Annotated in this window: 13 protein-coding genes; 5 read left to right on the top strand and 8 right to left on the bottom strand. The window is 41.3% G+C overall.

The annotated features are described in order from the left end of the window. Positions 1–29 precede the first annotated feature (29 nt). Complete coding sequence (locus BBH88_RS04195; protein WP_006829685.1) at positions 30–1,361, top strand: sigma 54-interacting transcriptional regulator; 1,332 nt, start codon at positions 30–32, stop codon at positions 1,359–1,361. Further along, complete coding sequence (locus BBH88_RS04190; protein WP_006829686.1) at positions 1,358–2,722, top strand: YjiH family protein; 1,365 nt, start codon at positions 1,358–1,360, stop codon at positions 2,720–2,722. The genes BBH88_RS04195 and BBH88_RS04190 overlap by 4 nt, the downstream gene beginning before the upstream one ends. 166 nt (positions 2,723–2,888) lie before the next feature. Here BBH88_RS04190 and BBH88_RS04185 read toward each other — a convergent pair whose 3' ends face one another. From BBH88_RS04185 to BBH88_RS04160, 6 genes are all read right to left on the bottom strand, one after another. After that, the gene (locus tag BBH88_RS04185) at positions 2,889–3,818 is read right to left on the bottom strand and encodes a glycine betaine ABC transporter substrate-binding protein (RefSeq protein WP_006829687.1); all 930 of its coding nucleotides are present in this window, start codon (positions 3,816–3,818) and stop codon (positions 2,889–2,891) included. Between the two features lie 63 nt (positions 3,819–3,881). Beyond that, positions 3,882–4,742 (bottom strand): ABC transporter permease, encoded by an 861-nt coding sequence (locus tag BBH88_RS04180; RefSeq protein WP_040852261.1) that lies wholly within the window; start codon positions 4,740–4,742, stop codon positions 3,882–3,884. Then, a complete protein-coding gene (locus BBH88_RS04175; RefSeq protein ID WP_006829689.1) occupies positions 4,735–5,934 on the bottom strand; it encodes a quaternary amine ABC transporter ATP-binding protein in 1,200 nt (399 codons plus the stop codon). Before BBH88_RS04175 ends, BBH88_RS04180 begins: the two co-directional genes overlap by 8 nt. A 1,822-nt stretch (positions 5,935–7,756) precedes the next feature. Beyond that, a complete protein-coding gene (locus BBH88_RS04170; protein ID WP_006829691.1) occupies positions 7,757–8,644 on the bottom strand; it encodes a glycine betaine ABC transporter substrate-binding protein in 888 nt (295 codons plus the stop codon). A 10-nt stretch (positions 8,645–8,654) separates the two neighbouring features. Further along, on the bottom strand, positions 8,655–9,308 hold the full coding sequence (locus BBH88_RS04165) for an ABC transporter permease (RefSeq protein ID WP_006829692.1): 654 nt from the start codon (positions 9,306–9,308) through the stop codon (positions 8,655–8,657). Further along, complete coding sequence (locus tag BBH88_RS04160) at positions 9,301–10,434, bottom strand: betaine/proline/choline family ABC transporter ATP-binding protein (protein WP_065537207.1); 1,134 nt, start codon at positions 10,432–10,434, stop codon at positions 9,301–9,303. Before BBH88_RS04160 ends, BBH88_RS04165 begins: the two co-directional genes overlap by 8 nt. Positions 10,435–10,867: 433 nt before the next feature. Between BBH88_RS04160 and BBH88_RS19995 the strand changes: the two genes are divergently transcribed. Continuing rightward, entirely contained in the window at positions 10,868–11,164 is a 297-nt protein-coding gene (locus tag BBH88_RS19995) for a DUF2975 domain-containing protein (RefSeq protein WP_162098195.1), read from the top strand. Between the two features lie 804 nt (positions 11,165–11,968). Here the strand turns inward: BBH88_RS19995 and BBH88_RS04155 are convergent. Then, positions 11,969–12,235 (bottom strand): hypothetical protein, encoded by a 267-nt coding sequence (locus tag BBH88_RS04155; RefSeq protein WP_006829694.1) that lies wholly within the window; start codon positions 12,233–12,235, stop codon positions 11,969–11,971. A gap of 199 nt (positions 12,236–12,434) precedes the next feature. On the opposite strand from BBH88_RS04155, the gene BBH88_RS04150 reads away from it, so the two are divergent. Together BBH88_RS04150 and BBH88_RS04145 are read left to right on the top strand one after the other, a co-directional pair. Continuing rightward, positions 12,435–12,764, top strand: coding sequence for a PadR family transcriptional regulator (locus BBH88_RS04150; protein ID WP_006829695.1), 330 nt, complete (start codon positions 12,435–12,437; stop codon positions 12,762–12,764). Positions 12,765–12,769: 5 nt separating this feature from the next. Continuing rightward, complete coding sequence (locus tag BBH88_RS04145; RefSeq protein ID WP_154669191.1) at positions 12,770–13,939, top strand: DUF2812 domain-containing protein; 1,170 nt, start codon at positions 12,770–12,772, stop codon at positions 13,937–13,939. Positions 13,940–14,051: 112 nt separating this feature from the next. On the opposite strand, the gene BBH88_RS04140 is transcribed toward BBH88_RS04145, so the two are convergent. After that, complete coding sequence (locus BBH88_RS04140) at positions 14,052–15,044, bottom strand: SPFH domain-containing protein (RefSeq protein WP_006829697.1); 993 nt, start codon at positions 15,042–15,044, stop codon at positions 14,052–14,054. Position 15,045: the final 1 nt, after the last annotated feature.

Below are 15,045 nucleotides of genomic sequence, written 5' to 3'. Positions count from 1 at the left end.
TATACAAGAATGAATAACGGAGGTCAATTATGAATACTTTATTTCTGCTTCCCAATACCGATGAAGAAATCATTGATACCTATGATGAAGATATTATTGTCACCACTCGAGAAGGGCGCATCATCAAAGCCTCTACGTGTAGCGGCGAACCCTATGGCGTAAGTGCTGAACAATTGCTTGGAAAATCTGTCTACGATCTAGAAGCAGCAGGAATCTTCTCACCCGCCATCACACCGCTCGTACTCAAGCAAAAGAAAAAAGTAGTGCTTCGGCAGAATACACCTTCTGGAAAAAAGGTGTTGATTACCGGCATTCCGCTTTTCAACGAAAACGGCGATGTAGAGTTTGTCGTCAGTTATTCCTACGATATGTCACAACTGATGGTCATGAAGGAATACCTGGAGAATCTGGAATCGGAAATGTCTAAAGTTAAAGGAGAGCTTGCTCATCTGCGAAATCAGCAGCTTCACGTCGAAGGCTGTGTCATGGAAAGTCCTTCTTCTAGTCGCGCACTCCAGACAGCCATTAAAATGGCACAGCTCGAAGTATCCGTCGTTATCTGTGGTGAACCTGGCACCGGTAAAACGTCCTTAGCTAAATTCATCCACTCACAGAGTAATCGGCGAGATGCAGCATTTATTGAAGTCTATTGCAGCGCCATTCCGGAATCGGTGTTTGAAATCAGCTTTACAGGATTGGGTGGAGAAGGCTATTTGAACCTAGCCGCTGGGGGTACGCTCGTGCTCAATGAAGTTGAGCAGCTCTCAGTTGCTTCCCAGGCAATACTGTTCAACATTCTGCAACAACCACATACTGCACGTATCATTGCCAGCAGCAATGCTTCAATGGAAGAAGCGGTTACTGCCGGGAATTTCCGTGAAGACTTGTTTTATTTTTTGCATTTGGCTTCAATCGAGCTAAAACCGCTAAGAGAACGGCCTGATGATTTAGATCAGGCCATCAGCCGCTTTCTCGAAGAACTGAATGACAATTACCACCAGCAAAAAACGATTTCCGATAACTTGTACTTCCACTTGCTGCAACTGTCTTGGAAAGGCAATTTCCGCGAGTTGCGCAATGTACTAGAACGCAGCTTTATCGAAAGCGAATCGCCCACTATCACACTCGACGACCTCCCTATCAACTATCAACCGAATTCAGATGAACGCATTGGCTTCGAACTCAACGGCCAGACACTTCCGCATATTTTGGAATCTGTTGAAAAAAAGGTTTTGTTGAATGCCCAGAAACGCTACCGGACAACGACTGAAATGGCCCATATTCTGGGTATCAGTCAGCCATCTGTCGTCCGCAAACTAAAAAAATACACAAGTACACCACTGGAGGGGAAAATCACATGACCATACTTCAAAGCGAAAAAAAGACCATCAAACCGGCAGATACATGGAAGTTTCTGATTCCTTCCATCATCGGCGCGCTGTTATTCCTATGTCCCATCTCTTACAACGATGAAATAACCATCGGTGTTGGCATTCTGGCATCTTTCCTCTTAACAACATTCGGCGATGTGATTCCTGCATTCATTGTTTTCTTACTTGGTTTTTCGGCAGTTGCAAGCTTACTTGCGACGACGTTAAAACCAACTTTCGTCCAAAACTCACCTTTTTTACGCGCCACCTTCATTAACGGACTGTTCGGCTTAGTCGTTCGCGTGCTTGCTTTTGCATTTGGCATCATGACTTTTTACGAAATTGGACCTGAAGTGATTTCTTCAAAGACAACAGGAGGCGTTGTTCTTTATGACTTGGCGCCTGTTTTATTAACATGGTTCTTGTTCGCTGGAATTCTACTCCCGTTACTGGTGGAGTTCGGCTTAATGGAATTTGTCGGTACCCTACTTAATAAATTCATGCGCCCTGTCTTTACTTTACCTGGCCGTTCGTCAATCGATGCAATGGCGTCTTGGATGGGCGCAGCTCCAGTTGGTGTATTAGTCACGATGAAGCAATACGATGAAGGGAACTACACAGGTCGTGAAGCATCAGTGATTGCGACAACGTTTTCAATTGCCTCTGTTGCATTTAGTTTAGTTGTTGCCAATGTTGTTGGCATCGGACATTTATTCTTTCCTTTTTACCTAGCAGTATCGGTTGCTTGTCTTGTAGCTGCCGTCATCATGCCGCGCATTCCACCTTTGTCTCGTAAAAAAGATGACTATTATGAGCCCGTTGGCAAACAGATTGACGATACAATTCCAAAAGGCGTGTCACTATTCCAATGGGGCTTTGACGAAGCTCGCCGCAAAGCAAGCAGCGCGGCAAGCCCGAAAAAACTTGCACAAATCGGGATTGAGACGGTACTGGATATTTGGTTGGCGCTAATCCCGCTTGTTATCGCTCTTGGTACCATTGCGTTGATCGTGGCAGAATACACACCGCTATTTAAAATAATTTCTTATCCACTGATTCCGGTACTGACACTGTTCGGATTGCCCGAAGCCGCTGAAGCAGCACCTACCTTCCTAGTCGGATTCGCGGACATGTTCCTGCCAGCTGTACTAGGTAGCGGTATCGATAGCGAATTGACTCGTTTTGTTCTTGCTGGTGTTTCGTTAACACAAATCATTTATATGTCGGAAATCGGCATTTTGATCTTACGCTCGAACATTCCGGTGAAATTCTGGGAACTGGCTGTAATTTTCGTCTTACGTACCATCATCACCCTGCCGATTCTCGTGTTGTTCGGTCACTTATTTATTTAACAATTAAAAATCCACTTCTGTGAACTTTGAGTTCTTGAAAGTGGATTTTTTACGTTCTATTGCGTTGAGGAGTCTGTTAAAGTAGCTCTAAATAAACGAAACCCCAAATGGGTCACTTTTATAAAGTGACTCTCATTTGAGGTTTCGCTTTTTTTATAAGAATTAATTACTCAGTTGGTGTTAAATCTTCGATGGAATCGATGTCCATGTAAGCTGGAACAACAAGTCCGATTTTAGCGCCTTCCAGGTTTACACCCAGATCGACTACACTATCACCATAAGTTTCAAGCTGAGTAGCGTGAGTACCAGGCAACCAAGCTGCGACCATTCCGTCTGCTTGTCCTTCAGAAACTGCTTGCCACATTACCGCGTTATCAAGCGGCGTCAATGTTACGTCAAAGCCTTGATCTTCCAAGACTTTTCCGACAACATTTGTTGAAGCGACTTCTGTATCCCATTCCACATAAGCTAACTCAATTTCCACGCCGTCTACTTTTTCTGTACCGGCTGTCCATTCAGCAACTTTATCACTGTTTTCTTCTACCCACGCTGTTGTAGCTTCTTCAACATCTGTACCATTTGAAATTTCTAGCATGATGCTTTCAATATCAGCCGATTCCCATTGGAATTGATCAAGAATTTTATAAGCTTCAGGGTTTTCTTCTTCTAATCCTTCACGGACCATTGTGTTGATTGTTTCAGCATCCCCGAATACGCCTTTTGGATCTTCCAAGTATTTCACATCATACTTCTGGAATTTCCAATGCGGGCTCCAGCCTGTGACAATGATTGGTTCTTCGTTATCAATCGCTTCGCCTAAAGCTGTTGCCATCGCGCCACTTGAAGAAGTAACAACTTCCCAGCCTTCAAGGTTTTCATATTCTTCTATTGTTCCTTCAGCTGCAGCAACTACGCCTGCACCTGGTTCAATGCCCGTAATTTTGTAACCCATTTCTTCACCATAGTTCACATCTTCAGATTCAGAACCTTCAGCAGATCCAGTTTCCGCTTCTTCTTCATTTCCACACGCAGCCACAACTAATACCAACATGAGAACGAACAGAAGTCCTAAGTGTTTCCATTGTAAATTAAACATAAATAGTTAATCTCCTTTTTCTTTCAAATTTCCGGTGCTTTCTTTTCATAAATTTCAGTGGTCTTAGCTTTTCACTCTTTTTTTACCACTGAAACTTTGTGTAAATCGGTCGATGATGATTGCCAAGATGACAATTCCTAAGCCTGCCACAAATCCGGTTCCTACTTCAGCTCGCTGCAAGGAAGAAAGAACTTCTCTTCCAAGCCCAGGTGCGCCAATCATCGATGCGATAACAACCATCGACAACGACAGCATGACGGTTTGGTTAATTCCGGCCATGATAGTAGCTTTCGCCATCGGCAGCTCTACTTTGAAGAGCTTTTGCGCGCCGGTACTGCCGAAAGCTTCGGAAGCTTCCACCAATTCTCTTGAAACTTGCCGAATACCAAGGTTCGTAAAACGAACAGTCGGAGGAGTGGCGAAAATCAAAGATGCAAAAATACCGGGAACCATTCCGATGCTGAAAAACGCTACAGCCGGAATCAAGTATACAAAAGCTGGCATGGTCTGCATAAAGTCGAGAATCGGTGTAATGATGTTTTCCGCGATTTTGCTTTTCGACATCAAGATGCCAATTGGAACCCCTATTACTATCGACAACAGACTGGCAACAAGAACCAATGTAAACGACAGCATCATTTCTTCCCATAGTCCTTGATTCCAGACAAGTAGCAAGCCAAGCAGAGAAAAGGTAGCCAAACCAAACCGTTTCCCACTAATGAAGAATGCGATCAACGCAACCATTAAAATGACAATCGGCGGTGGAACTGCAGCCAATATATCCGCAAAATTTTCCAAGCCATCCGCGAACTCATTTTTCAGTGGATCGAATAAGAAAACGAATGTATCCGATATCCAACTCGTGAATTTCGAGATATAAAAAGCCAACGGAATTTCCGGTATGTTTTCCATGAAATTAAGCATCGTTGCGATTCACCTCGCTTTCGCCAGCAAGTGCTGAAATGACGGCACCGCGCACGATGATGCCAAGTAATTTGCCATCTTCTACAACCGGAATCGGGACAGGTGAATTATGGCTAATTTCAAATATTGCATTCATTAACGTATCCTTCGTGACAGTTGGTGCATCAGTCTTCATGATACTTTCAAGACTTTTCACTTCAGCCTTGGAAGCAAGCGAAGCATCATCGGCCGTTACATAGCCTTTCAAGTTCCGCTTGCCGTCTGTCACGTAGATACTTGAGATGCCTTCTTCTTTCATTCTTTCCAAAGCGACGCGTGGGCCATGTTTATCGATATTGATTGTTTCAGGCCGTTTCATAATATTGAACGCGGTTAATACTTTCGAGCGATCGACATCTTGAACGAACTTTTTAACGTAATCATTTGCCGGGTTCATTAATATTTCTTCTGGCGTGCCGACTTGCACGATAGAGCCGTCTTTCATCAACGCAATTTTGTCGCCTATACGCAGTGCTTCGTCCAAGTCATGTGTGATGAAAATAATGGTCTTCCTCATCGTTTCCTGTAAATCCAATAATTCATCTTGCATTTCTTTTCGAATTAATGGATCAAGCGCGGAGAAGGCTTCGTCCATCAACAAGACTTCCGGATCGTTCGCCAGCGCTCTTGCCAATCCGACACGTTGCTGCATCCCGCCAGAAAGCTGTGAGGGCAATTGATCTAAGTAACCGCCCAACCCAACCATTTCCAAAGATTCCTTCGCTTTTTTGCTTCTTTCCTTCTTATCGATTCCTTGAATTTCCAACCCGTAAGCGGCATTGTCCAAAATCGTTAGGTACGGGAAAAGAGCAAAATTTTGAAACACCATACTCATTTTTGTACGACGTACTCTGCGCAAATCTTTTTTGTTCATCGCTGCCAGGTTTTCGCCATCAATGTGCACTTTGCCTTCTGTCGGATCAATCAACCGGTTTAATAACCGAACCAACGTCGATTTCCCACTACCAGAAAGACCCATGATGACAAAAACTTCGCCTGCTTCTACTGAAAAAGAAACACGGTTGACGCCCACTGTGCTGCCCGTTACTTTCAAAATTTCTTCTTTAGTCTTTCCTTCTTCAAGCAATTTCAACGCTTGTTTGGAATTTTTACCGAATACTTTCGATAATCCTTCTACTTTAATAATGGACATAATTTTTCACACCCCTCTGCTATTCAGCTTTTTGCATGGATAGAAGAGCATTTCAATGCATCTATTTATCTTTCTTCCACAACAATTCATCTTTTAATTAAGTAGGTCTTTAGTAAATCTTTAAATAATAAAAAGAATGATTATTTACCTATTATTTCCACTCTTCTTATTGGCACTTGTCCCACTATACGCACAAGTTCCTATCATTACAAATGTTGCAAGACCGTTTCTCTCTTTAAAAACAATAATCCCCCCCATTGAATCCTCTTAAAAGGTCTATGATATTATTTCATATATCGATTTACTTTTTTTCAAAAAGGCGCTCTTGGCGGTCTGTAAAGGAGGTTGAAAAATGATGCTTTTTTGTTTTTTAACAAGGTGAAATAAATGACGAATTCAACTCATAAATTTTTTGAAATTCTTTTTATAAAAAGCTTATTACCGCATAATTACAGACATTTCCAGAGGGAGACAACGCTAAAATCATCAAATCCCATTTATACAAGAACTGTAATTTGTTATAAATACAATTACTATCTTCCATCCTATTTCAGGATAAAAAGTCTTTCGGTCCTTCTTTATGCTTATTTATAAGTCATGTGAAGCTCGCTTGGTTTATGCAAGACAGTTTGTCAAATTAAGTGCAACACTTTGTTGGCGAATTACCAGTTTAGAAATTTTCGCGACCGGTTGTTGATAAAGCGAAGAACTTACGCCAGTTCCTCTCTACTCAAACTAGCGAAATCTATTTTGGTCAGGAAATATTCACACAGAAGACCAACAGCAGTTTTTTTACAGTTGGTTACCATATAAACAAGAGATTCTATAATTTAAAACCGGAGGAGGTGCTTGTAATCAGCACCTCCTCCGGTTTTTATTGAAAAATCCAAAAAAACGTATCCAGGATGTTGGGCAAGTCAGCATCCCGTATTCAGTATGGTCGGCTACCACTCAAAGAAAAAATTTAATGACATAGTGATAGCAAAATAAATGAGAACGGCAGCTAAAAATCCAGGAAAATGCGTTTCTTTCTCACTAGGCAATTCATGTTTGAACACGTAGAAAATCATCGCTCCGGATACAAGTGCAAAAATAATAGATTTAAATAGCGAATTTAAATCAGTCGTTAAAGCAAAAATTCAGCCAACTACGATTCCCACAGCAAGCATGTACCTACCGTATTTATTATATTCTTCCGGAAATTCTCTCCACATGTCATGGGTGACTGCAATAAAATGCAGACCGATTGCAAAGCAATAGAAAATGGCCTGTATAGCGGAAACTTCGAAAGACAGCACCAAGTAGGAGACGAGGGCATTATGAGAGCGCATAAAATGAAATGACTGACCAAAAGGAGGAAGTATGGGAAAGGTATTTTTGCTTGATGATGATCTGAATGCCGAGAAAGAGAATACCCCCCAGGTGGCCAATAAAATAGATTTCCGAGTCCATCGTTAAATGGCGGTATGGCTCTTCAATTTTTGTTTGCTGCTTTTGGAGTGCCGGCAGCAGGTAAACGACTTTTCATAGACATTAAAAAAATCCTCAAAATCAATCAACTTTTTTCGTCCACAAAAGAAGTTTTAGACTCCTGATAATAATACTAAAGGCTTTGCCAATAACCTTAATGGTTATTGGCAAAGCCTTTTGTCTCGTGTATGTGTTTGAATAAATCTAATTATCTCTGACACAGGAACACAATTTTCGTTGCTATATTTTTTCCACTTTCGCATATCAGGGGCTTTCACCCTTCACAGGAAAGCGCAGTCAAGCTCACAAAAATTTGAAAGTGTCGATTTTTTCGTTACTCTTCTTTTTTCTATCACTCTATTAACCCAGCTTGTTGTAAAAATTCTTCTGCCACAACTTCAACCATTTGGCCTTCATTGTCCACTTTGGCATTCATGGCTTGCATCGTGGGTTCATCAATTTTATCAGCTAACTGAAGAAGTACATCTTCCAATTCAGGATATTGTTTTAAAATTTCATTACGCACAAGCGGCAATGCATGATAAGGCGGGAAGTAATTTTGATCATCTTCCAGTACACGCAAATTATACATCTGCAATTGTCCGTCTGTCGTATAAGAATTGATAACGTCCACTTCATCTGCATTGATTGAGCGGTACATCATGCCGTGATCCATTCCTTTTACATCTTTGAATTCCAAATCATATTCCTCTCGAAAACCTGGCAAGCCGTCGGGGCGATCAATGAATTCAAAAACTGCTCCAAGGATAAAGTCATCAGACACTTCAGCAAAGTCACTAAACGTTTTTAAGTCTAGTCTTTCCGCTTCTTCTTCATCCAATGCCAGCGTATAGGTATTGTTAAAGCCAAAAGATTCTAGTGCCGTAATTCCATCTGCAGAAACCAGCTCTTTGGTGGAAGCTAAAGTCTCATCGGCATCCCCTGCCGTTTCCTGATAATAATTGATAACAATTGTGCCGGTGTAATCTGGAATCACATCAATATTATCATTTAACATCGCCGTCCAAACAACATTTGAACCGCCAAGATTTTCTTTATAAATTACATCAATACCTGCTTCTGCTTCAATTAATTGACCCATAATATTCGATAGAATAATGCTTTCCGTATTGTTTCTCGATCCGACAATCAATGAGTCTTTTTCAACGAAAATACAGCCCGCAAGCGGTGCTATGACCAGTAAAAGCAATATAAATTTCAAAGTTATGCGTTTCGTCATAATATCTCCCTCATTTCAGGCCTTTTGGAGTCGACCAGCGTTCCAAAGATCCGAAGAAGATTTCCAAGATAATCGCAAGCAAAGCAGCTGGAATTGCACCAAGAAGGATCAATCCATCGATTCCGCGTGTGATTCCTAAGAAAATAAAATCTCCCAGTCCTCCCGCTCCGATAAAGGCGGCGAGTGTCGCTGTTCCGACATTGATGACAGCAGCTGTACGGATACCGGCCATAATCATCGGAACTGATAAAGGTAATTCGACTTTAATCAGTATTTGCCAGCTGGTCATGCCCATTCCTTTAGCCGCTTCGACTGTCGCTTTGTTGACATCTCGAATACCGGTATACGTATTGCGAATGATTGGCAACAGCGAGTATAAAAATAACGCGGCAATCGCCGTATTCACGCCAATTCCAAAAATAGGAATCATGAACCCTAATAAAGCTAAACTTGGAACAGTTTGCATAATACCTGCTCCACCTAACACGATAGTTGCAAGTGATGGAACGCGTGTAATCAATATTCCAAGCGTTACGCCGAGGACAATCGCGATAAGCATTGAAAAGAATACTAGTTGAATATGAACAGATGTCGCTTGGAGCACATCTTCCCAGCGCATTTGCGCTTGTTCTATTAATTGTTCAAAAATATTTAAGTTATTCATTTACTTCCTCCAATTCTGTCCATTGGCTGGACAATGCAGAAAGTAATGTACCGCGTGTCACGAGTCCTTTTACTTTTTGTGCTGTGTCTAATACAGGAATAATCCCGAGTTGCGCATTCGCCATCATAACAATTGCATCTTTTGCCGTAGCTGATTCAGGTAAAATAGTTGTGGAAACTTCCATGATTTCTTCAATCGAATGGATACTTTCCATATTTTTAATTAATTTATAGGCAGAAACTAGCCCAACAAATGCATCTTGATCGTCTACTATGATCAAGCTGGTGATTTGGTGTCGACGTGTCATCAAGAGCGCTTTTGATGGAGACAAATCAGCTTGTGCAGTTATCACTTTTTCAGTCATAACAGCGGACACGGGCATGAGTTCAGGATTTTGGGTAATCCGATGCTTGCCGATAAACTCCTCTACAAAACCATGGGATGGTTCATGCAGTAATTTTTCCGGGGTGTCGAGTTGAAGTAACTTTCCGTCTTTCATAATCGCTATACGATCGCCCAACTTTAATGCTTCATCCATATCATGCGTTACAAAAACAATCGTTTTCTTCAATTTCCGTTGCAGTGAAATCAACTCGAGTTGCAGCTGTTCACGCGTGATTGGGTCCAGCGCACCGAATGGTTCATCCATTAAAATAATTTCGGGATTCGACGCAAGCGCTCTTGCAACACCAACACGCTGCTGCTGTCCGCCAGATAATTCTTTGGGGTAGCGTGTGCTGAAAACCTCGGGGTCAAGACCAACTGATGTCATCAGTTCTTTAACGCGCGCACTGACTTCTTCTTTTGACCAACCTTTCAGTTCAGGGACAATCGCGATGTTTTTTTCAATCGTGTAATGGGGGAAAAGACCGATTTGCTGTATCACATAGCCGATATTCCGGCGAAGCTCTGAGGCATTCAAATCCATAATATTCTTTCCGTTGATTGAAATGGTTCCACTCGTGTGCGGAACCATTTGATTGATCATTTTCATCGTCGTCGATTTCCCCGATCCGCTTGGTCCGATGAGCACGAGGAACTCGCCTTCGGGAATATCAAAACTGACCGAATCCACCGCTTTAAATCCATCGTTAAATACTTTGCTTACATTTTCAAATTTGAGCATGAGTACCTCCTTCTATAGTGGTTGAACCAATCTATACCTCCTTACCCGATACACTTTTTTCTCCATAAAAAAAAGAACTTCCCGCACCATCCATTTAAATGGATAAGCGAGACGTCTCTACGCCTTTGTATAGACATACAGCTAATGTAAAGAAAGAGCGATTTTATTAAAAATCTTCTCATTCGTCGAAAGACTCTTTAGCAATTTGCACTGATTTTTCCAGTTTACAACAATTTCATATGCGACAAGCATTTGACAAACCCACTTCTTCATAGCCAATAAATCACTTCATAATTCCCGGCTGAAGTGGTTGATTTTTTGAAATAAAACCAATTATTAAATTGATTCAACTGACTAACCATATCATTATTTCGGGAGTCTAACAAGTTAGTTATCAAAACTGAAGTCTGCACGGCCTCCGTATGGCGCTTTCGTGCTTGCTTTGTATGACGTGACGATTGCTCGTTTTGTGGAATTGTTTCAGACTTTCAAACTGTTGGACTATATCGGCCGGAACCGTATATATTCAAAGATGTCGGTCAGTTCGTTGAAGAAGCTTAAGTACTCCACTTATACAACCGTCTTCTTCTTTGCAGCCGGATTAACGTTTCTTGTTTCAGTTATTGAAAGCGACATCGCCGGAAAGTTCATGGTATGTCCAATCTGCACTATTGCTTCGGGGCCATTTGTGCTTTTGTCGCAGAGCTTGAGAAGCTTGATGAGCAGGTAATCCGGCTACAAGCTGAAAATGAAATGCTTGTTACTATCGTCCTTTTATCTTCAGGATAAAAAGTCTTCCGGTTCGCCTTTACGCTTTTTTAAAAGTCATGTGAAACTCGCTTTGTTTATGAAATTGGTTTATACAAAGATAGAAAAGAGGAAATGCTCTATTTCGGCATTTCCTCTTTTTTATCTTTCTTGGAATTTCGATTTCTGGAAACAGAAATTTTTTGTATTTATAGCTAATACAAAAAAGCTACATGCTAGCATGCAACTTTTTTGTTCAATACTCACTTCGCCCAACGGTGGAAGAAGAAATAGGACATAATGAGCACAATCACAACGGCCGATAGGACGAGCATGGGCACAAAACCAAAGGTCGCTTCCATTTAGACTCCTCCTCCTTTTACCTTCATCATACGCTCTTTTAATCCAAAGTCAAAATAATAATCTGAATATTTAGATATTAAATTTCAGACTGCTTTTAGAACTAGCCGCTTGTTTACAATGCTTAGTATTCCAGCGTATCTTCAAAAGTCTATGATTGTAGTCCGTCGGGATCGGCTATTGACAATCACCCGATTTTAACGCTTTTCGGCACTATCACTTTACCTTCAATGTCATGCTTCTTAGCATTTCCAAAAGGGTTCCCGTAATTCACTTCGAGTGAAAATAGATAAAGTGTCGGCTCCACTTCGCTTTTCTCTACATCCATCTCTGAGATGCTCAGCTGGTAATCTTCTGCAGTATGATACGTAAATGCCTGTCCGCTATTTATCAGATTATCGAGCTCGTTATCCGTTAAATACGACCCCTATGTGTCCTCTATATACTCATTTACCGCCACTACTTCTGGAGAGTCCTCCAGCAACGTCGGTGTATCTTTGCCTAATTGGTTTACTATTTCCTGCTGTAAGTTGACGAAATCTTCATCAGACGCCGTAAATTCTTTGATAAGTACAGCCTCGACTGCTTTTCCCGAATCTTCTGCTTCAACTTTCTCGTCAGAACGGCCAGCCAACACGGTGCCAATCAAGAAGCTAAAGCTAATTACTTGAGTAAATGTGTATTTGAAATTCATCTTGTTTCCTCCTTCTTTCTCAACAATAGATATTTTTCTATTCAAAATGAACCTATAAGAAGTTCCAATTTTCTTACATAGGAGGATAGGTTATCTCTTCTCCTTTCTCTTAAAAAAATAATGAAATTTTAAAAAAATTAGCTCTATATGTCACGACGTGATATAGTCGAGTTGTGACATATAGAAAAGAGGGTCAATTATGGATATTCAAAAAATGTTAAAAAAATACGTACCTATGACTGAAACCGCTTTTTATATCCTATTGTCTTTAACCAAACCACGACATGGATATGGGATTGTCAAACACGTGGAGGAAATTACAGCAGGTCGACTGCGTCTTGGATCAGGAACTGTGTACGGCACTTTGACAAAGATGCAAAAAGACGGAGTAATTGTCGTTTTCGCGGACGAACAGCGAAAGACTGTTTACGAAATCACTGATACTGGAAACCAACTAATGCATGAAGAAATAACTAGACTGAAAGAGTTACATCAAAATGCACTGACGTATGAGGAGGATTTCAAGTGAAGAGAATGTACAAACCTTTCTGGAGCTACGATGTCACTAAAACAGAGCAATGGCTGTCACAAATGGCATGTAGTGGGCTGACCTTTGTAGGATTGAACCGGTGGACACGCCGCTTTTCTTTTAATGAAACAACGGCGGAATCCCGGATTTACCGAATTACTTATGACAAATTGATGTCGCCTGTGCTACCCAAAACTTTGCAAGCCGAGGGATGGGAAACCACTGTCACTACGGGGAAATGGCAAGTCACAACAAACAGCCAACCTGAACAGACGATTAGGAACTTTCCAACTAGAGACGGTGTCATCAAACACAACCAAACAATCACGTATCTTTTTTATGGACTTTTATTTTATTTACTAAGTGTGCTGATCGCCCCCATTTCTTTAGCTTTTTCCTACTTTTTCACGGACGAAGCTATCGTTGTAGAAAAAAGTCCTTATTGGATTGTGACGTATTTGTTCTTTGCGTTAGTAGTTGGTCTGGTTGCACTAGGCATCTATTCGATTGTCAAAATTACGAAAACGAATAAATCCCTTAGAGATCCATTAACCACGGAAACTCTTCAACCAAGCAATGAAATCGACAAGCAGGCAGAACGACAATTGAAACGCTCCGGACGCTGGGTGACAAAAGTTCGATTAGGCTGGATGTATTCTCCTGACAAACTGGAAAACTGGTTAGAGTCGATGGAACAGCGTGGATTCAATTTGTATCGCGTCAACCGAATCGGCACGATTTTCCACTTTATGAAAGGACAGCCTCGCCGCATTGCTTACCGAGTCGATTACCAAAGACAACCGCCTTCAAGCTATTTTGCTATTCACAAAGAAGCTGGCTGGCGTGATTGTTTTGTTTCCTATTCTAATCTGGAAAACTGGACTATTTGGAGCCAGGAATATACGGGAAATCAGCAACGACCACAGCTATATAGCGATAATCCAACCCGAATAAAACATGCGAGAAAGATGGTCCTTACCTACACAGCTTTCTTTTTACCATTTACACTTTTGTATCTGTTTTTTCTATTTAACAGCTTCAATCGACAAACTGAGCTGTCTCACTGGCTTTCTTGGGGAACGTTCGCATTTATACTGTGCATTGGCATTTACGGTTCTTTCTTAGTTCAATTATGGACTTATTATGTAAGATTGAAGAAGCATACGAAGGTTTGAAATAATGGCCAACATTATTGCAAGACTTTGCTTTAAAGACAAATTTCACATAATAAATCACACAAAAACCGCCATCTGGAATTCTTCTCCAAGTGGCGGTTTTGCACATCTATTAACCCAGCTTCTGCCCACAATTCGGACAGAATTTGGCGCCTTCGTTTTTCTGACCGCAGTTCGGACAGAATTTCGGTACCGTCTTACCATCAGCGTCTTGCTGCAGAGAAGAATTACCTGCTCCAGCTGTGTTCTGTTGCTTGTCAGTATCAGATTCTTTCTGACCGTCCATCATTTCTTTGGCGATATTCATGCCCATCATCATACCTGCCATGTCCGAAGCTGCATTAGACCCGGATGATTTGCCCATGGCGTCGGCCACTGAAATCTGTTGGTATTTGGCAACGTCGCCGACCATACCGTGTGATGCACTTTTATTGATCATGTCTTGAATTTCCTTTGGATAATTAAAGCTCATGACTTGGAAGCCCATAACTTTCATGCCGTCGTCCATCAGCTGCATATTCAAGTCATCTTGAATGCCTTGACTGATTTCATGTGCATTGGCTTGTAAGTTGAACATATCCTTTCCTTCTTTGCTGATCCACTTCATTAAGAGCTGATCTAAAATGGCTGTAATGCGAATTTTGACATCGTCTACTAAATAGCTGTTGCGAACTCCTGCTATTTTATCGATTAAGCCAATATAATCGCTAACTTTAAACTGGAATGTCCCATTGGCACGAATTGGCATACCGCCTGGTAATTGAGGTGACGGAATATTGATTGGGTTTTGCGTTCCCCATCTGACTGTAAATTCTTTTGTGTTCACAAACAACACTTCTACACGCATGCCGCTATTAAAGCCAAAACGGAAGCCTTTTAACGTTGATAGGAATGGCACGATTTCTGATTCAATATCGTACTCGCCTTCGTCTTCAAAAACCCCTTCGACTTTGCCGTTATTCATGAAGATGGCGTCTTGACCCGGACGAATAATTAACTTACTGCCTTTTTTCACTTCATTATTCGTCCATTTCCAGAAAATCATGTCTTCTCTGAATTCTTCCCATTCCACTACATCTGAAAATTGATTGCCGAAAAACCCCATT

Source organism: Planococcus antarcticus DSM 14505, from assembly GCF_001687565.2.
GTDB lineage: Bacteria > Bacillota > Bacilli > Bacillales_A > Planococcaceae > Planococcus > Planococcus antarcticus.
This window is presented reverse-complemented; position numbering and strand designations above follow the sequence as displayed.